This is a genomic window from Rhodococcus sp. NPDC076796 (genome assembly GCF_040702765.1).
Classification (GTDB): domain Bacteria; phylum Actinomycetota; class Actinomycetes; order Mycobacteriales; family Mycobacteriaceae; genus Rhodococcoides.
Window position 1 is genome coordinate 35,343 of the sequence record NZ_JBFBMS010000001.1, and the last position, 21,365, is coordinate 56,707.

General features: G+C 63.9%; 24 protein-coding genes. 9 read left to right on the top strand and 15 right to left on the bottom strand.

Annotation, left to right across the window (positions count from 1 at the left end):
• Positions 1-180 precede the first annotated feature (180 nt).
• Complete coding sequence (locus AB0366_RS00115) at positions 181-507, top strand: LuxR family transcriptional regulator (protein WP_366242229.1); 327 nt, start codon at positions 181-183, stop codon at positions 505-507.
• Between the two features lie 40 nt (positions 508-547).
• On the opposite strand, the gene mftD (AB0366_RS00120) is transcribed toward AB0366_RS00115, so the two are convergent.
• Genes mftD (AB0366_RS00120) through mftA form a run of 5 tightly spaced genes read right to left on the bottom strand, consistent with a single transcriptional unit; the run spans position 548 to position 4,646 of the window.
• Positions 548-1,780 (bottom strand): pre-mycofactocin synthase MftD, encoded by a 1,233-nt coding sequence (gene mftD / locus AB0366_RS00120; protein WP_366242230.1) that lies wholly within the window; start codon positions 1,778-1,780, stop codon positions 548-550.
• A gap of 5 nt (positions 1,781-1,785) precedes the next feature.
• Entirely contained in the window at positions 1,786-2,964 is a 1,179-nt protein-coding gene (gene mftD / locus AB0366_RS00125; protein ID WP_366242231.1) for a pre-mycofactocin synthase MftD, read from the bottom strand.
• Positions 2,965-2,975: 11 nt separating this feature from the next.
• The gene (gene mftC / locus AB0366_RS00130) at positions 2,976-4,199 is read right to left on the bottom strand and encodes a mycofactocin radical SAM maturase (RefSeq protein WP_366242232.1); all 1,224 of its coding nucleotides are present in this window, start codon (positions 4,197-4,199) and stop codon (positions 2,976-2,978) included.
• Positions 4,200-4,230: 31 nt separating this feature from the next.
• On the bottom strand, positions 4,231-4,530 hold the full coding sequence (gene mftB / locus AB0366_RS00135) for a mycofactocin biosynthesis chaperone MftB (protein WP_366242233.1): 300 nt from the start codon (positions 4,528-4,530) through the stop codon (positions 4,231-4,233).
• Between the two features lie 2 nt (positions 4,531-4,532).
• A complete protein-coding gene (gene mftA, locus AB0366_RS00140) occupies positions 4,533-4,646 on the bottom strand; it encodes a mycofactocin precursor MftA (RefSeq protein ID WP_366242234.1) in 114 nt (37 codons plus the stop codon).
• 104 nt (positions 4,647-4,750) lie between these two features.
• Here mftA and mftR point away from each other — a divergent pair, with 104 nt between their 5' ends.
• Positions 4,751-5,386, top strand: a complete 636-nt coding sequence (gene mftR / locus AB0366_RS00145) for a mycofactocin system transcriptional regulator (RefSeq protein ID WP_366242235.1) — start codon at positions 4,751-4,753, stop codon at positions 5,384-5,386.
• Between the two features lies 1 nt (position 5,387).
• Positions 5,388-6,215 (top strand): mycofactocin oligosaccharide methyltransferase MftM, encoded by an 828-nt coding sequence (gene mftM / locus AB0366_RS00150; RefSeq protein WP_366242236.1) that lies wholly within the window; start codon positions 5,388-5,390, stop codon positions 6,213-6,215.
• A 24-nt stretch (positions 6,216-6,239) separates the two neighbouring features.
• Here the strand turns inward: mftM and AB0366_RS00155 are convergent, their stop codons facing one another.
• Together AB0366_RS00155 and AB0366_RS00160 are read right to left on the bottom strand one after the other, a co-directional pair.
• Positions 6,240-7,106, bottom strand: coding sequence for a fumarylacetoacetate hydrolase family protein (locus AB0366_RS00155; protein WP_366242237.1), 867 nt, complete (start codon positions 7,104-7,106; stop codon positions 6,240-6,242).
• Positions 7,107-7,123: 17 nt separating this feature from the next.
• Positions 7,124-7,858, bottom strand: a complete 735-nt coding sequence (locus tag AB0366_RS00160; RefSeq protein WP_366242947.1) for a GntR family transcriptional regulator — start codon at positions 7,856-7,858, stop codon at positions 7,124-7,126.
• Positions 7,859-8,021: 163 nt separating this feature from the next.
• On the opposite strand from AB0366_RS00160, the gene AB0366_RS00165 reads away from it, so the two are divergent.
• Genes AB0366_RS00165 through AB0366_RS00185 form a run of 5 tightly spaced genes read left to right on the top strand, consistent with a single transcriptional unit; the run spans position 8,022 to position 13,080 of the window.
• On the top strand, positions 8,022-9,581 hold the full coding sequence (locus AB0366_RS00165; RefSeq protein WP_366242238.1) for a bifunctional 3-(3-hydroxy-phenyl)propionate/3-hydroxycinnamic acid hydroxylase: 1,560 nt from the start codon (positions 8,022-8,024) through the stop codon (positions 9,579-9,581).
• A 40-nt stretch (positions 9,582-9,621) separates the two neighbouring features.
• The gene (locus tag AB0366_RS00170) at positions 9,622-10,104 is read left to right on the top strand and encodes a nuclear transport factor 2 family protein (RefSeq protein ID WP_366242239.1); all 483 of its coding nucleotides are present in this window, start codon (positions 9,622-9,624) and stop codon (positions 10,102-10,104) included.
• Positions 10,104-10,907 carry an alpha/beta hydrolase gene (locus AB0366_RS00175; RefSeq protein ID WP_366242240.1) on the top strand — a complete coding sequence of 268 codons (804 nt, stop codon included), beginning with the start codon at positions 10,104-10,106 and terminating at the stop codon, positions 10,905-10,907. The genes AB0366_RS00170 and AB0366_RS00175 overlap by 1 nt, the downstream gene beginning before the upstream one ends.
• A gap of 29 nt (positions 10,908-10,936) precedes the next feature.
• Entirely contained in the window at positions 10,937-12,169 is a 1,233-nt protein-coding gene (locus tag AB0366_RS00180; protein WP_366242241.1) for a cytochrome P450, read from the top strand.
• 8 nt (positions 12,170-12,177) lie between these two features.
• The gene (locus AB0366_RS00185) at positions 12,178-13,080 is read left to right on the top strand and encodes a dioxygenase (protein ID WP_366242242.1); all 903 of its coding nucleotides are present in this window, start codon (positions 12,178-12,180) and stop codon (positions 13,078-13,080) included.
• Between the two features lie 45 nt (positions 13,081-13,125).
• Here AB0366_RS00185 and AB0366_RS00190 read toward each other — a convergent pair whose 3' ends face one another.
• The 6 genes from AB0366_RS00190 to AB0366_RS00215 all read right to left on the bottom strand — a co-directional run bounded on the left by AB0366_RS00190 (position 13,126) and on the right by AB0366_RS00215 (position 18,764).
• Entirely contained in the window at positions 13,126-14,391 is a 1,266-nt protein-coding gene (locus AB0366_RS00190) for an acyl-CoA dehydrogenase family protein (RefSeq protein ID WP_366242243.1), read from the bottom strand.
• 152 nt (positions 14,392-14,543) lie between these two features.
• Entirely contained in the window at positions 14,544-15,551 is a 1,008-nt protein-coding gene (locus tag AB0366_RS00195) for a helix-turn-helix domain-containing protein (protein ID WP_366242244.1), read from the bottom strand.
• A 131-nt stretch (positions 15,552-15,682) separates the two neighbouring features.
• Positions 15,683-16,945, bottom strand: coding sequence for a gephyrin-like molybdotransferase Glp (gene glp, locus AB0366_RS00200; protein ID WP_366242245.1), 1,263 nt, complete (start codon positions 16,943-16,945; stop codon positions 15,683-15,685).
• A complete protein-coding gene (locus tag AB0366_RS00205; protein WP_366242246.1) occupies positions 16,942-17,184 on the bottom strand; it encodes a MoaD/ThiS family protein in 243 nt (80 codons plus the stop codon). The genes glp and AB0366_RS00205 overlap by 4 nt, the downstream gene beginning before the upstream one ends.
• A gap of 18 nt (positions 17,185-17,202) precedes the next feature.
• A complete protein-coding gene (moaA, locus tag AB0366_RS00210) occupies positions 17,203-18,228 on the bottom strand; it encodes a GTP 3',8-cyclase MoaA (protein WP_366242247.1) in 1,026 nt (341 codons plus the stop codon).
• Positions 18,225-18,764, bottom strand: coding sequence for a molybdenum cofactor biosynthesis protein MoaE (locus AB0366_RS00215; RefSeq protein ID WP_366242248.1), 540 nt, complete (start codon positions 18,762-18,764; stop codon positions 18,225-18,227). Before AB0366_RS00215 ends, moaA begins: the two co-directional genes overlap by 4 nt.
• Before the next feature lie 262 nt (positions 18,765-19,026).
• Between AB0366_RS00215 and AB0366_RS00220 the strand changes: the two genes are divergently transcribed.
• On the top strand, positions 19,027-20,058 hold the full coding sequence (locus AB0366_RS00220) for a helix-turn-helix domain-containing protein (RefSeq protein ID WP_366242249.1): 1,032 nt from the start codon (positions 19,027-19,029) through the stop codon (positions 20,056-20,058).
• On the opposite strand, the gene AB0366_RS00225 is transcribed toward AB0366_RS00220, so the two are convergent.
• Together AB0366_RS00225 and fdxA are read right to left on the bottom strand one after the other, a co-directional pair.
• The gene (locus tag AB0366_RS00225) at positions 20,052-21,041 is read right to left on the bottom strand and encodes an NAD(P)/FAD-dependent oxidoreductase (protein WP_366242250.1); all 990 of its coding nucleotides are present in this window, start codon (positions 21,039-21,041) and stop codon (positions 20,052-20,054) included. The two genes, AB0366_RS00220 and AB0366_RS00225, sit on opposite strands and share 7 nt — an antisense overlap.
• Positions 21,038-21,352: a ferredoxin gene (fdxA, locus tag AB0366_RS00230; RefSeq protein ID WP_121870479.1), complete on the bottom strand. Its 315-nt coding sequence runs from the start codon at positions 21,350-21,352 to the stop codon at positions 21,038-21,040. Before fdxA ends, AB0366_RS00225 begins: the two co-directional genes overlap by 4 nt.
• Between the last annotated feature and the right edge of the window lie 13 nt (positions 21,353-21,365).

Consider the following 21,365-nt stretch of genomic DNA (forward strand, 5'->3'; position numbering starts at 1 on the left):
GGGTCCCGCTGAGCAGCAGAAACAGTAAATTGATGCGTTTGAATGACGCTCGTATCGAGCTCGATGCCATCTGTATTGACCTTGTACTGACTTCCTCGTACAGCTGGAACAGCGGCGAAATTCCTTCGAGGATGGACGTTGTGGTCGGGGGTAGGCAGATACACGAGGGGGTAAATTTTCGTGCTCGAACAGACGTCGGTGTCGGCGGTGCGTCACCCGTTCCGGAGGCCGAGACAGTCAGCACCCGTTGCACTCCCCGCACCGACCGAAGCTCACCGCGCCAAGCCTGCGCTGAGCGCGCGCGAGATCGAGGTCATGATCGCCTGGTTCGCCTCCGACTCGAAAACGGTCGCGGCACGGTCCGTCTACATTTCGGTGGGGACGATCAACACGCACATCACCCGTGTCCGACAGAAGTACGCGGCAGTGGGCCGCAACGCGCCGACGAAGGCCGCTCTGTTCGCACGCGCGCTACAGGATGGTCACACTCACCTGTCCGAGTGGTGACCACCGATTCGACTACCCCTCGCGGGAGGCCGGGCGCGAATCAGCTCCTCGGATATGAATTTCCTACTCCGATCGGCGTCGGGTATACCGAACCGGGGAGCTGATTCGCTCGGGTGAAGTCGGGTGGTACGACGACATCGGATGGTTCGAGCGTGTGCACCGATGCATGCCCGAGACCGAGCACCGCGGAGTCGAGGCCGCCGCGCAGGATGTCGAGTACGTTCTCGACGCCTGCCTGACCGTTGGCCGCCAAACCCCACAGATATGCCCGGCCGATCAGGACGGCCCGTGCACCCAGGGCCAACGCCTTCGCCACATCACTGCCACGCCGGATACCGCCGTCGAGGGTGATCTCGACCTTGTCCCCCACCGCCTCGGCGATCGACGGCAACACCCGGATCGACGCCGGCGAACCGTCGAGATTGTTGCCGCCATGATTGGACACCGAGATCGCCGTGACACCCGCGTCCACAGCACGCAACGCGTCGTCGACACGCGAAATCCCCTTGAGCATGAAAGGACCGCCCCACTGCTTGCGTAGCCAGGCGATGTCCTCCCAGGACGGCAGCGGCGTGGACTTCCACTCGCGGTACGCGGCGAAGAATGTCGGCGCAGGCTTTCCGGGCGGAGCGAGATTGGGTGCGGTCAGATCGGGGATTGTGCCCGACCGCGCCCACTGGGCCAGCCATCGCGGCCGGGCCAGTACCTCGGGAGCCAACCGCATCATCGCCTGCAGATCGAGCCGTTCGGGAATCACCGGACTCCCCCAGTCCCGGCCCTCGGAGAACGACCAGTCCATCGTCAGAATCAACCCGACAGCACCCGCAGCGCGTGCACGATCGAGCATGTGCAGCAACAACTCTCGTGAACCGACCCAGTGCAACTGAAAGAACGTCTGCGGGTTGGCGGCGACAACCTCCTCGATCGGTCTGCTCGCGAACAACGACACACCCATCGACATCCCCCGCGCCGCCGCCGCCCTGGCGACGGCGACCTCACCATCGGGGTGCACCGCTTGCACACCCGTCGGCGAGATCATCACCGGAAACGACAGCGGTTGACCCATCAGCGTCGTCGACAACTCACGAGTGTCCGACAGCCCCGCCACATGCGGAGCGAACCCGAGTTCAGCGAACGCGGCGGTGTTGTCCCCAGCGGTCAGACCGCGTTCCGATCCCGCCACCAGCGCAGAGTGGACGGACCTGGGAAGCCGCTTGCGCGCACGCCGCTCCGCCTCGGCAACGCTCTCGAACCACCCCGACCCGGTGAACACGTCCTCTAGACGCCGAGCCTGCGGTCGAACCCGGCGGGCATCACCACATCCGACGGCGAGAGATCGTGCACCGAGGTGTGGCCGAGCCCGAGGACCGCGGAATCGACTCCGCCGCGCAGAATGTCGAGCACGTTCTCCACACCTGCCTGACCACCCGCCGACAGGCCCCACAAATACGCCCGCCCGATCAGCACCGCTCGCGCACCGAGTGCGAGTGCTTTCACCACGTCGCTGCCGCGGCGAATTCCACCGTCGAGGGTGATCTCGATCTGATCGCCGACGGCCTCGGCGATCGCGGGTAGCGCTCTGATCGGTGCCGGTGTGCCGTCGAGATTGTTGCCTCCGTGATTGGAGACCGAGATCGCCGTGCAGCCGGCGTCGACAGCCCGCTTGGCGTCGTCGACGCGCATCACGCCCTTGAGCATGAACGGCCCGCCCCACTGCTCACGCAGCCACTCCACGTCCTCCCACGTCGGCAACGGAGTACCCATCCACTCGCCGTACGCCCCGAAGAACGTCGGGGCCGGACCACCCGTGGGCGGGGTCAGGTTCGGGGTCGTCAGATCGGGAATTTTGCCGGTCTTGGCGAACTCCCACAACCACTTCGGGCGCATGATGCCCTCGGGAGCGAATTGCACCATCGCTTTGAGGTCCATCTTCTCCGGAATCGACGGGCTACCCCAGTCGCGGCCGTTGGAGAACGACCAATCCAACGTCATGATCAGTCCGACAGCGCCCGCTGCGCGCGCCCGCTCCATCCGTTGCAGCAGGATCTCTCGTGACCCCACCCAATACATCTGGAAGAAAGTTTGCGGATTCGCTGCGGCGACCTCCTCGACGGACTTGCTCGCGAACGACGACAACCCGATCGGAATACCCCGCGCCGCAGCAGCTCTCGCGACAGCGACCTCACCGTCCGGGTGTACGGCCTGAACGCCGGTCGGGGAGATCATCACCGGGAACGACAGTGGTTGCCCCATCACCGTCGTCGACAGGTCACGCTTGTCCGACAGCCCGGCCACGTGCGGGGCGAAGCCGAGTTCACCGAACGCAGCCATATTGTCATCGATCGTCAGTCCGCGCTCCGAGCCTGCCACCAGAGCGGCGTACACGGACTTCGGTAGACGTTTCTTCGCACGCCGCTGCGCTTCGGCAACGGTCTCGAACCACGCACTCTTGGCCATAGCTTTGTTTCCTATTCCATTCCTGCGAGCGGGTTCTCGTCGCAGATCTTCGCCGGCGGGCGCATCATCAGCGTGAGCGGCACCGACTTTCGAGGGGTTTTGCGCTGACCGGTACGAGAATGATCGACACTGGACTTGGGGATCTCCCCTGCCGCTGCCAACGCCATTTCTCCGTTACCGATGACACATTCGGGATCCGGACCGTCCATAGGAAGCCCGGTGAAGAACTTCGCCGCCATGCACCCGCCGCGGCACGCATCGAAGTGGGCACACTTTGTGCACGCACCCGAGGTCTGCGGTGAGCGCAGATCCTGGAACAATTCCGATGTCTGCCAGACCGATTGGAACCCACCCATGCCGTCTTTGGCGTCACGAACGATGTTGCCTGCGAGGAAATTCTCATGAATGGCGAACGGGCATGCATACACGTCGCCGATCGGGTCGATCAGGCACACCACGCGCCCGGCACCACACAGGTTGAGCCCGGGCAGAGCGTCACCGAAGGCCGAGAGGTGGAAGAACGAATCGCCCGTCAACACGCCCTCGCCGTTGGCGACCAGCCAGTTGTACAGCTCGCGCTGCTGACCGGCCGTCGGGTGCAGATCGTCCCACACATCCGCGCCGCGACCCGACGGCCGAAGGCGCGTGATACGCAGTGTCGCAGCATATTTGTCGGCCAGAGCCTTGAAATCGTCGAGCTGACTCACGTTGTGTCGGGTGACGACGACAGAGATCTTCGCGTCCCGGAAGCCGGCTTCCTTCAGGTTCTCCAACGCCCGGCACGCCATGTCGAACGAACCCGGTCCACGGACCGCGTCGTTGACCTCGGCGGTTGCGCCGTCGATTGAGATCTGTACGTCGACATAGTCCGACGCCGCCAACCGCGCGGCGACCTTCTTGTCGATCTTGACCCCGTTGGTGGAGAACTTCACCCCCACCTGATGGGCCGTTGCATAGTCGACGAGCTCCCAGAAGTCCGATCGCACCGTCGGCTCACCGCCACCGATGTTGACGTAGAACACCTGCATCTTCTGCAGCTCGTCGATGATCGACTTGCACTGCTCGGTACTGAGTTCGCGAGGGTCACGGCGACCCGACGAGCTCAGGCAGTGCACACACGACAAATTGCAGGCGTAGGTCAGCTCCCACGTCAAACAGATGGGCGCGTCGAGTCCGAGTTCGAACTGATCGACCAATTTTCCTACCGGAGCTGGTCTTTCGAGCGTTGAAGTCATGGGAGCTGTCCTGTTCTACGGTGAGGAGACTTTACGTGCGGGTGATCATCTTGGAGTCGGCCAAGGTCACGAGCGCTCTGACGTACGGAGCCGATGCGGACTCGGTGATCCCCGCCGCCGCGATCGCCGAACGCATGTCCGGGTGGTCGGGAAACGACTGAATGATCGCCACGATCGTGCGGTTCTTCAGGAACGAGAGCTTGCGTGTCCCGAAGTGGTAGAGCAGCGCCCCGAACGATTCGGGACGCAGCGCCACCTGGGGATGCAGAGCCCACCGCGCATCCAGATCCACGGAGCCGAGATCGTGCGCTTCCTGCACTGCAGCAGTCATGATCAGTACACGCCGCACATGCCGTCGATCGACACTTCCTCGACCAGGGATTCTTCGACCAGATCGGATTCCACGACTGCTACGCCGGTCACGTCCGAATCATTCTTCTTCGACATTTCGTACCTCCAGGGTTGCCGTGCACCACAATCGGGATCGACAGTGGCTTGGATCACCACCATAATGGCACTGGGTGCAGAAAGACAGTGAACGAGAGGGAAATATGGCCAGAGTCGCGAAACCGTCCAGTCGGGTAGGTCGGCGCCCGTCCACAACGCGAGGGGAATTGAGCGATCTCGGGATCGAGCTGTTCGCATCGAAGGGCTTCGAGCAAACCAGCGTCGACGACATAGCCGACGCCGCAGGCATAGCTCGCCGTACGTTCTTCCGCTACTTCCCCTCCAAGAACGCAGTTCCCTGGGGCGACTTCGACACTCAGCTGGCAGCTTTGAGGGCACATCTGGACGGCTTGCCGGACGACATCGGTCTCGCCGATGGATTGAAGTCGGCGCTGTTGCAGTTCAACACCTTTCCTTCGGAAGAGGCCGCCGTTCACCGCGAACGCATGACACTGATCCTCGGAAATCCCGCGCTGCAGAGCTATTCGATGGTCATGTACGAGGGCTGGCGACAGGTGATCGCCGAATACGTGGCGGCACGAACCGATTCCGAACCTGGAGACCATTTTCCGCGAACTGTTGGCTGGATGGTCCTCGGTGTGGCAATCTCGGCGTACGAGCAGTGGCTCACCGACGACACGTTGGATCTCGCGGAACTCCTGACCGCGGGTATCACACCGCTCCACTCCGGCCTCGCTCCGACGTCGGGTGCATCGAGAAAACCACCGAAAGACCGATGAGATGACCGAATTGGATGCCCTGGCACCGAGTCCGGATGGAGTGTGGGCTCACGAGAATGTGGTGGTCCGGCACCTCCCCGGGCTCGAGTTCGACGCGGTCCGAACAGGGTCGACCGTGCAGGTGTGCCATGGCCTGACGTCGGCCGAGATCGGTGAGCGCCTCGTTCCCATCGTGACCGCACAGGCACGTCATGTGGGTCTGTCGCAGCGGGAATTCGAATTGGTGTTGGTCGGGATCGTCCGCACCACCGTCGCCGATCCGGTCGACGCCTGGGCCACCTATTACCGCAATTCGCTGGATGAGCTGCTGTTGGGCACCGCCGATTTCGCGCCCGTCCATGAACGCGCGGAGAACCTGATCGTCGGATCGGTGCTCGATATGGGGTCGTGTTTCGGCTTCTTTCCGCTACGACTGGCGATGAAGGGCCACTCGGTGACTGCGACGGACCTCTCCGCTGGCACCATGCGGTTGCTCGCCGTCGTGGCCCCACATCTCGGGATCACTCTCGACACCATCGTGTGCGACGCTGCGGATGTTCCAGTTGCAGACAGCAGCGTCGACACCGTCACGGCACTGCATCTGCTCGAGCACGTCGACGCCGAGACAGGCTCGCGCATAGTGGAAGAAGCTCTACGCATCGCGCGCAGCCGAGTCGTCGTTGCCGTGCCCTTCGAGACCGAGACCACCGCTTGCCACGGACACATCCGCACGTTCAACGCGCAGACATTGGTGGCATTGGGTCGGTCGACGGGCTCGAAATTCGAGACTTCGGAGCACCACGGCGGTTGGCTCGTGATCGACAAGACCTCGACGGCCCAGTTCGTCTGATCGGGCACTGCCACATCCGGGACCTCACATCGCCGCGTGAGTCCCCGCCCGAAACTGCGGCCCCACAATGGTATTGGTTACTGTTCCGAGCCGTTCGACCTGAACCTCGACGACGTCACCCGGCACCATGAGCCACGGGGGCGTTCGCGCGTAGCCGACTCCCGAGGGTGTACCCGTTGCCAACAGATCTCCGGGATTCAGGGTGAACGTGCGCGAGATGTGCGAGAGCGTCTCGCCGACCGAATAGATCATCCGGTCCGTCCGGGACGACTGGACGGTCGTGCCGTTGACTCGAGTCTCGATCTTCAGCCCCTCCCGCAGATCTCCCACCTCTGCGGCTGGGACGAGCGGGCCCAGAGGACCCGAACGATCACCGTTCTTTCCGAGAATCCACTGCGAGGTGAGCTTTTGAGCGCGACGCGCAGTGACGTCGTTGAAGACCGAGTAGCCGATGACGGCGGCCGAGGCTTCCTCCGCCGTCGCATCCACCAGCGTGCTCCCCACCCAGGCGACAACTTCACCCTCCCAGTCCAAGCCTTCCTCGTCGGGGGGTACCGGAATCTCGGTGCCGTCGACGGTCAGCGAGCTGGTCCAGCGAGCGAAAAGCGTGGGAAACGGCGGAAGTTCGAGATCTCGGAAAGACCCTTCAGCGACGTGGTCGGCATAGTTGAGACCGATACAGATCACGCGCGCACCGGGCAGCACGGGCGGCACCAACTTCACTTCGGCTACCGGAATGTCGCGTTCGGACTGCATCAGCATCGCCTCCCGGGGAGCGGCCCAGAACGACGACAACTCGCAGATCCTCGCGACGGAATCACCCGCTTCGGAGAGGCGTGCGACATCGATGTGGCCGTCGGGGAACTGCACACCGACGATACGTGAACTCATTGATTCCAGTTCCCTTCTCAGCTGACTCGGGACGAACGCCGGAGCTCGTATCGGGCGACCGCGTCGAGGGTACGAGCCCTCGTTTCGTTGGTGAACTGCTGGTACAACCCTCCCGCCGCTTCGGGTTCACCCAGCTCGAGTGCGGACAACATCGTCCGAAAGGCCGCTCCGTTGACCGAGCCGGGGGCATTGTCGTCTTCGGGCGGCGGATCGATCGCCATCAGAAGCACCCACAAGCGTTGCAGGTGAGGGAACAGGCGAGCGCTCACCCGAGCCAGCCACGGATTGCCGGTGGCGCCGATGACTCCGTCGAACAACACCGCAATCGTCGCCGCCGTGGCATCCACGGGATCGACGTCGGTTCCCAGCGGCTCACCGGCCGCCAAGCCTCGCAACAACGCCAGTGTCCGAGCGTCGACTCTGCCCGTGGCCGTCGCCCCGATCATGTACCCGATGTTCTCGAAGACGTCGAACAATGCTGCCGTGTCGTGGACCGAGATGTCGGCTACCTGATAACCGTTTCGAGGAACGACGTACAGGAGGTCGTCCGAAATCAGCCGGGTGACGGCCTCTCGGGTGGGAGTTCGACCGAATCCGGAAAGTTGTTGCAGCGTACTTTCGTTGAGCCACTGACCGGGCTCCACCCGCCACGTGACCAGCGCTCGGCGAAGGTTCACGTATGCCGACTGCGCATGGGGAACCGGAACCGAATCCGCCCGCCCTGACGGAAGTCCCGACGTACCGACGGACATGCTCACCCTCTCGCTCGCTCGCTCGACTGGCTCCGATGTGGGCCACCGACGTTCGGGACACCATCTTCCACCTGTGGAAAAAAATCTTAACCGGAATTGCCGAAACCTTGCGATATCTAGATATATCACGATATACCTGTGGGACGGAGCGAAGGAGTTTCACATGAGCGTCAACGTCGACGTTGCGATTGTCGGATTCGGACCGGGAGGAGAGGTGCTGGCGTCACTGCTCGGGCAGGCCGGCCATCGGGTGGTGGTGTTCGACAAGTTTCCAGCACCCTACGGACTCCCCCGGATGAGCACCCTGGACGGCGAGATCGCGCGGCTGCTGCAGCACGCCGGCGACGCCGGGAGAGCGCTCGAGGGCTCCATCCCTCAACCTTTCGTTCGCCTGTTCGGCGCGGACGACAAACCCGCAGTGACATTCGATTGGTCACAAGAGCTGTGCGGGCACCCATTTCGGCTGAGCTTGCACCAACCCAACATCGAGTCGGCGATGCAGGACAAGGTCGCCGAGTGCGACAACGTCGATGTCCGTTGGGGTTCGGAGGTAGTCGCAATCGACGACCTCGGCGATCGCGTCCGTGTCACGGCCAGGTCGGTGGAAGGTGGCGAGGACGAACACGTCGAGGCGACTTGGGTGGTCGGCATGGACGGAGCGTCGAGCTTCGTGCGCACCGCAGTCGACCTACCCCTCAACGTCGTTCACACACACGACGATCAGTGGTACCTCACCGATTTCGACATTCTGGATCCCGACCTCGACCCTCCCGCAACCGAAATCCACATGCTGCCGCACGGTCCGTACTTCTGGGGACCGAACGGGGCACGTCGATGCCGAACCGACGTCCGGTTGATTCCCGGCCAGAATCCGGCCGACCTCGCCGACGAGGAACACGGGTACCGCTGGCTCGAAGAGCACCTCGGCATCTCTCGTGAACAGGTGCGGATCACCCGCCGAGTCCTCTACCGATTCCGATCGCAGTTCGCGACGTCCTATCGGCGTGGCCGAGTGCTCATCGGCGGCGACGCCGCCCATGCCATGACGCCCTACATGGCCCAGGGTTCGTGCTCGGCCATGCGAGACAGCGGAAACCTCGCCTGGAAGCTCGATTTGGTGCTCACCGGCCGAGCCGGCGACGCGCTTGTGGACACGTACGAAGAAGAACGGCTTTCCCACGTGATCCCCATCGTCGAGGGTTCGCTCGGCACCTGGGCGATGACGATCGAGGAGGACGAGGGCAAGGCCGCGGGCCGCGACGCCTTCCTTCGCTCGGGGCAGGCACCCGAGCGATCGGTGCCCGGGTTGACCACGGGAATTCTGCATCGCGAGTCCGACGGATCGATCGCCCTCCCGACCGGCGAGCTCTCACCCCAGGGCCGCATGCGTATCGGAGATCGTGAAGGCCTGCTCGACGACCTCCTCGGGGTCTACGGCTTTCAACTGATCAGCTCCGTACCCATCAGCGATGCTCTGACCGATGCGCAGCGATCCGCCGCCGAACGCTTGGGAGTGACTTTCGTCGTTCTCGGCGAGGGTGCCGGTCACGCCGCCGACCTCGACTCGACCTACACCACCTGGTTGGCCGGCGCAGGTGCCGTCGCCGCTCTGGTACGGCCGGACTTCTATGTCTTCGGTGTGGCCGACAGTGCCCCGGCCGCAACGTCCCTGCTCGACGAACTCGTCGAACAGGTCGGATCGACTGCCACTGTCGACGCCTGATCATCTGCGCCGGAACCACATTCAACCCGAGGAGACTGTCGTGACCACGACCATGTACACCGGAAACGCCGAACGACGAGCAGCCGACCGTTCGGCCATCATCGAGGTTCTGCACCGATACGCCAACAGAGCCGTCGAGAACGCCGATTTCGAGTCGATGGCCGAAACTCTCTTCACCGAGGACGGCGTCTTCGTGCTTCCCGACGGCCGAACCGTCCCGCGTACCGAAATTCACCAGATTCTCGGAGGAACCGGTCCCACCTTGATTCGGCACCACATCACCACGATCGACATCGAGTTCAACAGCGACGACGAGGCGTCGGCCGACAGCTTCTTCATGGCGCTCACCGATCTCGCACAACCCGACCACTGGGGCCGGTGGCACGACAGTCTTCGACGCCAGGACGACGGCCGTTGGCTACTGACCAGCAAGGAACCCATCGCCGACGGATTCGCCCCACACGGTTGGCTCGGATCGATTCTGCTGAAGAATCGCCCCGCTATGGAACCAGGTCGCAGCTGATGGTGTCGACACGATCGGTCGAGGTCACGTCCGGCCTCGTCTACTCCGAAGCCGACGGGCTGCCATTGCAGGCCGACCTTTACAGGCCCGATTCGGACGGCCCCGTTCCCGTCGTGGTCTATGTTCACGGAGGCGGCTTCGAGGTCGGATCTCGAAGCGATCGAGCGCGAGAACGGTTGGTGCCCTTCGCCACTCACGGCGTGGCAGTGCTATCCGTCGATTACCGACTGGCTCCGGCCGCCCACTTCCCCGCTCCCCTGCACGACGTCAGAAACGCCATCCGATGGATCAGGAACAACGGATCCGATCACGGACTCGACACCACCCGAATCGGCATCTGGGGTGCGTCTGCCGGGGCGCTCCTCAGTGCCGTGGCCGCGCTGCAGCCCGAGGTGAACGAACTCGGTGACGCATCGGTTCAGGCGGCCGCGCTGTGGTTCGGCGTGTACGACGTCGCGGCGGCGGGGGCCCGAAGCTGGTTGGAGGCGGCCGTCCTCCCGTCGTCTTTCGAGAAGGCGCTGCTCGGGGCACAGACACCGCAGTCGGATCTGGCGCGCGAGGCCAGCGCAATCGAATCGGTGTCCGCGGACGCTCCGCCGATTCTGTTGGCACACGGTGACCGGGACCAGATGGTGTCGATCGCCCAGTCGGCGGATCTGCACCGAGCGCTGGTGCGGGCCGGCGGCAGAACGACGTTCGTCACGGTCGGTGGCGCGGGGCACGAGGACGTTCGGTTCGAGACCCCCGCCCACCTTGCAATGACGGCTGCATTCTTCGAAACCGAACTGACACAACCCATGTGACCGAATTGGGTAAACCGAAGGAGTCAACGATGACTGCTACACCCACCCTGCCGACCGACGCCGGCAACGGTCCCGTCTTCGACGAGGCCGACCCGCAGTATCGAGGTGTCGCGCGGCACGAGTATCTGGCAACTCTGCGTGAAGGGCCGGTACCCATCGCGTGGGATATGTTCGGCCGCGCGCATCTGTTGCGCTACCACGATGTGCGGTCGGTGTTCCTCGATCCCGAGGGCGCCGTGAATGTCGGTGCAGGTCTTGCCATTGCACTCGGCGCTACGTCCGGCCCGCTGTTCGACTGGCAATCGCACGCGCTCATCGTGCAGAACCCACCCCGACACACAGCAATGCGCGGTGCCATCAGATCCATCAATGCCCGGCTTGCGCGTCGCCTGGCTCCGCTCATCGAGGAGCAGGCGCATCGTTTGGTCGACGAATTTCCGTCCGACGGCGTTGTCGACCTGGTACACGCCTTCTGCTTCACTCTGCCCGTGCGGGTCATCATGGGTCTGCTCGGACTACCCGAGTCCGACGAGGCGCAGATCGGCGAATGGTCGCCGCGGGCACTGCCGTCGCGTCCCGAAGGGGTACCGGACGCAGATCGGGTCAATGCCCTCTTCAGAGAGTACGCGGAGGCCCGTATCGAAGAACGCCGCTCTGCCCCACGTGACGACGATCTTCTGACCGATCTGATCCATGCCCAGGACAGGGGCGACATCACGCGCGACGAACTGTGGGCGACGGTGCAGACCCTCGTCCTCGCCGGACACGAGACGACGTCCGGAGCGCTCGCCACCGGTGTGCACGCGATGTTGACACACGAAAACCAATGGGAACAGCTGAGATCCGATCCGTCACTTGCCGAGGGCGCGGCCGAGGAGATGCTGCGATGGGATGCCGCGGCACCGGAGATGGGACGGGTACTGACGAGGGACTGGGAGATCGGTGACCGAACACTGCACGCAGGTACAGTTGTGGCACTGAACCTCACGTCCGCGAACCGCGACCCACGAGTCTTCGACAGGCCCGACGACTTCGACATCCGACGGTCCAATTCCAAGGAGCATCTGAGTTTCGGCGTCGGGATTCACCGCTGCACGGGTGCACCGGTGGCCCAGGTCGAGATGCCCATTGCCCTACGCGTTCTGGTCGAGCGGCTCGACCATCTGTCGTTGGCGGAGGAACCCACCTACGACCCTGGCTTCTTCAGGCAGTTCGACTCCCTGCGCGTGCATGTACGCACCGATCCTCGGCGCGCTCGGTGACCGCGGACATGGGGCGCCGAACGACGCAGCCCGACAACCTCGGTCCCGATCGCATCACGGACACGGTGCTCTCCCAGATCCGCGCCGAAGACCCGAGGACGGGCACGCTGGCTGCATCACTGATCACGCACGTCCACGACTTCATCCGCGAGAACAACGTCACGTGGGACGAGTGGATGACCGGTCTGGACTTCCTCGCCCGCGTCGGGCAATGGACGACCGAGTCTCGCAACGAGGCAATACTCATGTCGGACACCTCGGGTAGCTCGACGCTCGTCGATGCACTCAACAACGTCGGTCCGCCGAACATGACGCCGACGACGGTGGAGGGCCCCTTCCACTCCGTCGCACCGCCGCGAGACATGGGCGACGTCATCGCGACGCCGGAGCAATGGGCGCGTGGCGACTGGACATTCATGCACGGCCGCGTACTCGACACCGACGGAGCGCCCTTGCCCGGTGCCACCATCGACATCTGGCAGGCCGACCAGAGCGGCCTCTACGACGTCCAGGACGAGCACATGCAGCCCGGGGACCTGCGAGCCCTCCTCACCACCGACGAGGACGGGCGGTACTGGTTCCGAACGGTCAAGCCCTGCAGCTATCCGGTTCCGACCGACGGCCCGGGTGGTGAGTGGTTGCGGGCCACCGGTCGACAACCCATGCGGCCGGCCCACATTCACGTGCGCGTCGAGGCACCGGGACATCGGTCGCTCGTCACACACCTGTTCGTCGCGGAAGACCCGTACCTGGATATCGACGCCGCATTCGGCGTTCGCAAGGGGTTGGTTCTGGACTTTCCACTCGTCGAGGACGGTGGATCGATCGCTACCCAGGACATGCCGGGCCCGTACTTCGACGTCGAGTTCGACCTCGTGTTGGTGGCCGACGACCGCGCACGCCGATCGTAGAAGTGATGTCAGGATCGGAAGCGATCCTGACACCACTTCCTCGGCCTAGGCGTGCTCGGGTACCGACAGTCGATTCTCTGCTGCGGCAGTTGAATCGAAGCCGTCTGCCTTGAGCAGGTTGTGGACGTTGCGTCGACGGACGCCCATGTTGCCGCCGTCGTACACCGGGAAGCACAGGACGTCTTCCATGATGGCCGCGATCGGCGTCAGGTTCGTGTACGCGTCGACCCCGACCAGTCGCATGGCATCGTAGACCACCTGCACGGCCGTCTCGGACGCGAATATCTTTGCCTCGTTGGCCAATTCGCGGTCGCGCCCGCCGGTGCGGTCGAAGTGGTCGGCCGCCTTCCAGGCGAAGTAGCGAACGGCCTCGATGCGAGTCTTGATGTCCGTCAACATGTATCCGACATTCTGATACTCGATGACGGGCACCGGGCCGGACCGATGGTCGGTCTTGGCGAACTCCAATGAGTAGTCGAAGGCAGCGCGCATCCGCCCCACGCACGCGGCCGCGATGGACGAGCACGTCCACGAGAATGCAGTAGCGACGATATCCAACCCGTCACCGGGCTTGCCGATGAGGTTGTCGACCGGCACGCGTACGTCGCGGAATTCCACCCGCGGAGAGTTGGTGGCGCGGTGGCCGATCGTGTCGATCATGTCGGTGATCTCGACCCCGGGGGTACCCCGTTCGACGACGATGACTGCAAGCGACTCCGATGGCGGCAGGGCCGGATCGGTGCGGCAGACCACACTGATGAGGTCGGCTCCCTGCCCGTCCCAGCCCGACGCATTGGTGGTGTAGTGCTTGGCACCGTTGATCACCCACTCGCCGCCCTCGCGGCGAGCGAAGGTCCGAATGCCGACGGTCGGGTCCTCCGAATCGTAGTTCGCCCCGCCGGTCACCTCGGTGTAGGCGATCGCAGCCAATCGGGGTTCGCCGTCGCAGAACCTCGGAAGCCAACGATTCTTCTGCTCCTCGGTACCGAAATTGATGATCGGGTTCAGTCCCAATCCCGTGCCCAGCAATGCAGTCGGAGTGTTGATGTCGACCCGAGCGAGCTCCTCGGCCGCGAGCGCGAAGGTGAGATTGTCGAAGTACGCGCCGCCGTATTCGTCGGGCACGAGTCCTTTGACGAATCCGAGACCGGCCAGCTGCTTGTAGACCGGCTGCAGTGCGTAGAAGCGATCCTCGGGGCGCTGTATGGATGAAATAGCGGCCGCTACTCCGCTCAGAATGTCGTCCGCCACTTGCCGCGCCTGCATGCGCACTGCCATCTGCTCGGGGCTGAGCTCGAAACTCAGGGTCATGTGAGACTCCTCGATGTCTGTCCTGGTGGGGTGAAGAACGGAATCGGGCGACGCTGCCCTGCACACCATGTTTCACGGCCCGATGCATCCCGGTCTTGTACCGAACTGCGCCGTCATCGGTACCGTTCTGCACACTCGGACAGAGCGTTTCGCTAATGCTGCGGCAGTGCCCTGGTCTTCATAGACGCCCGGTATTCGACCGGACTGCATCCGAAGTGCGATCGAAACGACTTGGCCAGGTGCGCCGAATCCGAAAATCCCCACGCTGCAGCGATCGTTCCGATCGATCGATCGTCACGCGAATCGGCAAGCTCGCGACGACACGCCTCGACGCGATGCTCACGTACCACAGCACCGAAAGTCGTTCCTGCCCTCTCGAACAGGGCATGAAGAGTGCGAACCGATACCCCTATGTGGCTGGCTGCCTCGGTGGCGGGAACGCGGCCGAAGCGAAGCCGGGACTCGACGTACCGAACGGCGGCGACCCGAAGTGCTTCGTCGGTCTGCAACGAGCATCCGGTGTCCCGTTCGGCCGTCGCTCCCAGCACCGCGCGGAGCAGGTCGACATGGGCAGCACCGATCATCTGTCGTTCAGCGGGATGCAGCGAGGAATCGGTCCGCCAGGTCTCCACCATCAACGAGCTCAGTAGGCGAGCCGAGCCCGATGAGCTCGAAAAGCGCCGAGCCGTGGTCCCCGCCGACGGTCCGACCACGTCTGCCAGCAGTGGTCGTGGCAGCCGAAACGACAGGACCCGCCAGAGTTCGTCGTTGCCGGGCTCGACGAACTCGAGCCGGTACGGGCGTGTCGAGTCGACGATGGCGAACTCACCTCGGGAGACCGTGCACTGCCGCCCGTCCTGAGTGGTCGTGCAGTGGCCGTCGAGCTGCAGATTCACGAAGACGACGTCCTCGTCTGCGCGGGCGACCTCGCGCTTTCCGTGATCGATTCGCTGTGTGCAGGAGGCGATCTCCGCTGCGTTGCCACCCCCGATCGCTGCGGAGCGCACCCATCCGGGAAGTCCGGAACGCGACGAGCTGTGTTCGACGTGGTCCCTGGATCGCCACGGTGCCAGAGGGGTGAATGCCTGGCAGAGAACATCGGCCCAATAGCTCATCTGATCGGCCGGGCCGAGTCCCCGGGTTGTCCAATATGACGTCATGATGCACTCCGCGCTAGGTTCGAGTGCACACACGGTAAGCCTTGGGCGTAAGCCATCCGAGGCATTTGCGTTACGAAATGCGGGCACTCTCCTCACACCGGCGTGCGGGACGCGGAGAGTTCTCCGCGCCCTCAGCTGCAGGTACCTCGCCGCGTCGACGCGACCGAGTCGAGCAGCATCGCGGGGTACTCGCCAGGCGGACCCAGGCCGCCGTCGGAGGGCGGTATCACGATCAAACAGTTCGCTCGAGCGAGCGCACCGACCGAGTGCGATCGAATGATCGTGGCGTCGTCACCGTCGACGACGCCCAGCATCACCCGGGGTATCGCCGAGGCAGGAGGCGTCTCCCCCTCAGCCCTGACCGTTCTCATCGTTCTTTCCGCCTGCGGGTTTCGCAGTGCCGCAACGACCACCGGTCGGACGAACAATTCGTAGGAGATCAATGCGCTGACCGGATTTCCCGGCAGGCATACGATCGGAGTTCCCTCGAATCGCCCGCACGCCTGCGGCTTTCCCGGTCTCACTGCGACAGAGACGAACTCGACCTCCTGACCCGCGAGTGCGAGCCGAACCACCTCCTCGGTACCGGCGCTGATGCCACCGGTGGTGACGATGACGTCCGCGGCTTCGGCGCACCGGGCCAGTGCCGCCCGACAAGCGTCCACGTCGTCGGCCACAGCCGGTTCGAGGTGCACGTCGGCACCGCACCGGGTGAGATCGGCAAGGATCATAACCGCGTTGGAGTCGTGACACTCACCGTTCACGAGTTCTGTCCCGACACCGCGGATCTCCGATCCCGTCGAGAGCACAGCGACGGTCAGAGAAGATTCGACCCGAACGTGGGTGCGGCCGAGAGCGGCGAGCACGCCGACCTGAGCGGGGGTGACCACCGTTCCCGCCCGGACCGCAACGTCGCCGACCTCGAAATCCGACGCCCGGGTACGAATGTTGCTCTTGGAATCGAGCGAGAAGATGGTGACCTCGTCCGAACCGATTGACTCGACGAACCCGCTGGTTCGCTCGACCGGGACCACCAGGTCTGCGCCGCACGGCACCACCGCCCCGGTCATGATCTGGACGCACTGCCCCGGCAGAACCCCGATCGCCGAGAGCTGCCGACCCGCGACACTGCGACCGGACACGAGCGACCGGACAGGTAGTCGACCGGGGTCGGCCACATCTGCAGCGCGAACGGCGAATCCGTCGACCGCCGAGTTGTCGAACGCCGGTAGCGCTCGATCGGCAACGATGTCCTCGGCCAACACTCGTCCCACGGCACTGTCGATCGACACCGAGCGAACGCTTGGCGATACACCCAGTCGTTGCACGGCACAACGATATTCGTCGACCGTCCGATACGTAGTCGGACGGATATCGACCCGCGCAGACTTCATCCGCCGGAAATCGGAGGCAGCACGGCGATCTCGTCGATGTCCGAGCAGGGCGAATCCTCGGTGCGCCCCAGCGAACGACCGTTGATCCAGATCCGAGACACGGCAAGCACATCCGCGAACGGCGCGCCGTACCGCTCGACCGCGGAATCGAGCACCCCTCGGACCGTCGACCCCGGAATGTCTCGCGCCGCCTCACCCGCAATCTGACGGGCCGCTGCGAACATCAGAACTTCGGCCATGGACTTCCCACTCTCCGATCATCCACCGATATAGGACATTTCGATGCGGTCACGCACTGCACCGTCGTTCGTTCCTGCTCGCAGCTCCGAGTAGCGATCGTCTCGGCGCAGCCACAGCGCCGACAATTGCGCAACGAGGTCGTCCTGGGACGCTCCCGATCGCAGCAGAGCCCGCAGATCGGTTCCCGTCGAGGAGAACAAGCAAGTGAACACCTTGCCGTCAGCGGACAACCGCGCACGAGTGCACGCTCCGCAGAACGGTTCCGATACCGAACCGATGACACCGATTTCGCCGCTGCCGTCGAGGTAGCGATACCGCATCGCCACCTCACCGTCGTACTCCGCGTCGACTCTCTCCAGCGGGTGGATCCTTCCGATCGTGTCGACGATCGATTCGACGTCGACGACCTGGGCCAGCTCCCACCTGTTGGTCGCTCCCACATCCATGTATTCGATGAAGCGCACCACGATGTCGGTACCTCGGAACCGTTCGGCAACGGCCAGGATCGACCCGTCGTTCACCCCTCGGCGCACCACGACATTGACCTTGACCGGCGACATCCCGGCCCGCACAGCCGCGTCGATGCCGTCGAGCACGGTCTGCACAGGGACGCGCGTGTCGCTCATCCGAGCGAAAGTGTCCGGATCCGTGGAATCGAGGCTGACGGTGACGCGGCGCAACCCGGCCGCGACCAGTTCTTCGGCATGCGCAGCAAGCAGCGAACCGTTGGTCGTCATCGCCAGATCGATGTCCTCGATCGAACTCAATCGCTCTATCAACGTGGTGATTCCGGCGCGCAGCAGCGGTTCGCCGCCGGTCAGACGTATCTTGCGAATTCCGATGGTGGCCGCCGCTCGAGCGACTCTGTCGATCTCCTCGAAGGAGAGCAGCCTGCTCGCGTTCAGGAACGAATGATCGGGGCCGAATTCGGCCCGGGGCATGCAGTACACGCAGCGAAAGTTGCACCGATCGGTGACCGAGATCCGTAGATCGCGAAGGGCTCGTCCACGAGTATCGCGAATGCCCGCATCGAGACCGCTCACGAGGAACGTCCGTAGGTGGCGGGCAGCCAGTGCGAGGCCGCTCGCTCGACGCCCTCGATCTGCACGCCGGTCTCGACCCAGTCGCTGATTCCGGCCCGCTGTTCGAGCTTCCACACCGGCACGCACGCTTTGAGGACGTCGATGCAGAACTGCGCGGCCAGGAAGGCGTCGACGCGATGACCCGAGGACACACAGACCAGCACACTGGCTTCACCGAGCCGAACCGATCCGACCCTGTGCAGCAACGCGATACGTCCGATTCCTGGCCATCGCTCTCGCGCCGCGTCGGCGATCTCGATCAGTCGCACTCGGGCCACCGACTCGTAGGCCTGGTAGTCGATCGACACGACACCCCCTGCGGGGCGACCCGCTCTTTCCGTCGAATACTCGCGAACCACTCCGGTGAAGGTCACGACGGCCCCGCACTGCGGCAGTGTCGCCCAGTCGATCGTCGCCTCGACCGACAGAACTTCGGCCACCACGGCGACGTAAGAGTCGGTCGCGCGCAGTTTCGGTCCGGTCGGTTTTGCGACCATTGTTCGGACAGTGTCGACTTCGCCCACGGCACACCCCTTTCACCTCATGTGCACCAAGAATTGCCGAACCGGGTGATCCGCAGTTGACCGTCCGTGACGGCTAGTTGATCCGCAGAGACCACGCTGCGTCGTCGTCGCCGAACTTTCCGGCAATGTTACGAACTGCCAATCGAGCCGAAACATTGCGCGTTAACCTCGAACGAAGCCCCTGTATCGCACTGATCGACACGATCACGACGGGCTCCGACGACAAGGGGTTCTCATGCTCTCCAGATCCGGATTCTCCATCCCGGCCAGGACGACCAGCCGCGGAGACTGGTGCGACATGTTGAACGAGCACTTCGTGGCACTCGATGTCGCCGACGTGGCCGATAGCCGATTCACCGGCGCGGTTCGTTCGATGTCGCTTGCGCACCTACAGGTTTCGAGCGTTCGGTCCACGACACAACGCATCGCTCGTACCGACTCGCTCATCGAGAAGGACCACACCGAGTACGTGCAGATCGGGATGATTCGTCGAGGCCGCGCGATCGTGGTGCAGGACGGCCGCGAATGCGCGCTCTCACGCGGCGACTTCGCCATCTACGACACCTCGCGGCCGTTCGACTGGATCATCGACGGCCATCCCGACGACGACCAGTGGGAGCTCGAAGTCTTCACCTGGCCCCGCCACATGCTTCGACTCGACGACCGCGAATCCAGCGACATGACAGCCATGGCTTTCGATGGGTCGGCCGGCTTCAGCGGTCTTCTCGGACGGTTTCTGCACGACCTGGGGTCGACCCGCTCGACTCTGGGAGCCTCCGGGGCCCAGGCGATAGCCGACGAGGTCGGAGACCTGGTCAGCGTGATCGCCCGCAACACCACCACCAATCCGACGATCGACTCCCCCAGTGCAGCACTCGTACGGTCGGCGCAGCGGTACATCGACGATCATCTCGCAGACCCCGAGCTCTCGCCCGGCGCGGTCGCGGCGGCGATGCTCGTCTCGACCCGGCAACTCCACCGTGTCTTCGCCGCCAGCGGTACGACGGTTGCCCGCAGCATCCGCGTCAAGCGGCTCGAGCGGTGCCGTCGTGAAATCATCGCCAGCGTGTCGGCCGACCGTTCTCTCGGACAGATCAGTCGACGGTGGGGCTTTGCGGACCTCGCCGTGTTCAGCCGCGCATTCCGTGAGCAATACGGCATGAGCCCCCGCCAGTACCGCGCTGCTGCCTGCGCACACTCGGACGACCCACGAGCGGTCACCCGCTCGTGGGCCGAACCGAACCGTACGACCCGCTCGGGTCAGTGAATCGAGTCGCTCGAGTGGCCCGGCACGATTGCTGCCGAGCCGTCCACCAGTGGAGCGATGTGATTGACCGCGGTGGCCGCCTCCGCGAAGCCGACCGCGATCAACTTGACCTTGTCTTCGTGTCCGGCAACGTCACCCACCGCGAACACTCGGCTCCGGTTGGTACGCATCGTTCGGTCGACGGCGATGTCGCGCTGGTACTTGTCCAACCCCCACGATGCGATGGGGCCGAGTGCTGCCTTGAATCCCAGTGCGGCAACAACACTCGACACCGCCAGCTGTCGCCGCTCGATCCCGGCACCGTCGACGATCGTCACCGATTCGACGCTGTCCTCGCCTACGATCTCCTCGACCTCGAACGGAGTGAGGACATCGACGCTCGACCGCTCGAGCAGACCCAGACTGTGGGCATGAGCTCGAAAGTCGTTGCGCCGGTGCACCAGTACGACCGACTTCGCGATCGGTTCCAGACTCAGCGCCCAGTCGACCGCCGAATCACCGCCGCCCACGATCATCACGTGTTCGCCGGCCAGATCGTTCAGCCTGGGCACGAAATACCGTAATCCACGGTCGTGGAACTCGGCACCGGTAGGCAGTGGCCTCGGTGTGAACTTCCCGATGCCCGCCGCGACGAGAACGGCCTTTCCGACGACGGTGACGCCCTTGTCGGTCGTGACGCGCACGGAGTCGTCGAACTCCTCGAGTTCGGTGGCCACGTGGCCCATCAGATATTCCGGCTTCGCCTGATCCGCCTGTTCGACCAGTGCATCGACCAGATGTTGCGCCTTGATCGCCGGGAAGCCCGCGACGTCGAATATCTTCTTCTCCGGGTACAGCGCGGCCAGTTGACCACCGGGGTGTGGCAGGGCATCGATGACGGTCACCGTCAAACCTCGAAAGCCCGCGTAATAGGCACCGTAGAGGCCGGCCGGGCCCGCGCCGACGATGATCAGGTCACACTCGAAAACGGTTGCACCACTCACTTCTTCGCCACTTCGTCGATCGCCGGATGGTCGTGCCCTATCGGACCGAGGTCCTCCGCGCCGCCGGAAGCATCTGCGTCCTCACAGAATTCGACGGCAATGTCGACGAACCTCGTCTGCTCGTCGGGAATCTTGTGTTCCCAGAAAATGGCGTCGTTCGGACAGGCGGGCATGCACTTTCCGCAGTCGACGCACTCGTCGGGATTGATGTACATCATGCGAGCGCCCTCGTAGATGCAGTCGACCGGGCATTCTTCGGTGCATGCCTTGTCGAGTAGGTCGATGCACGCTTCGGTGACGACGTAGGCCATGGCGAATCCTCGT